The organism is Pseudoalteromonas sp. AWH4_217 (genome assembly GCF_056161105.1).
This window is the reverse complement of sequence record NZ_JBSWYM010000076.1, coordinates 1-319: the sequence shown is the minus strand read 5'-3', so window position 1 is coordinate 319 and position 319 is coordinate 1. Positions and strand designations below refer to the sequence as shown.

Genomic DNA, 319 nt, shown 5'->3' with positions numbered 1-319 from the left:
ATACACCAAATTTGAATGGTGGGTCATGATGGACTCGAACCATCGACCAATGGATTAAAAGTCCACTGCTCTACCAACTGAGCTAATGACCCGCTCGAAAGTTACTTAAATAATACACCGAATGTGAATGGTGGGTCATGATGGACTCGAACCATCGACCAATGGATTAAAAGTCCACTGCTCTACCAACTGAGCTAATGACCCGCTCGAGATTATTTAAATAATACACCAAATTTGAATGGTGGGTCATGATGGACTCGAACCATCGACCAATGGATTAAAAGTCCACTGCTCTACCAACTGAGCTAATGACCCGCTC

At 43.6% G+C, this 319-nt stretch carries 3 tRNA genes; all 3 read right to left on the bottom strand.

The features are described from left to right. Nucleotides 1-16: 16 nt before the first annotated feature. Nucleotides 17-92, bottom strand: a tRNA-Lys gene (locus ACXAH1_RS24745). A gap of 36 nt (nt 93-128) precedes the next feature. Beyond that, nucleotides 129-204 (bottom strand) — tRNA-Lys (locus ACXAH1_RS24740). 35 nt (nt 205-239) lie between these two features. Further along, nucleotides 240-315: transfer RNA gene (locus ACXAH1_RS24735), tRNA-Lys, on the bottom strand. Nucleotides 316-319 lie beyond the last annotated feature (4 nt).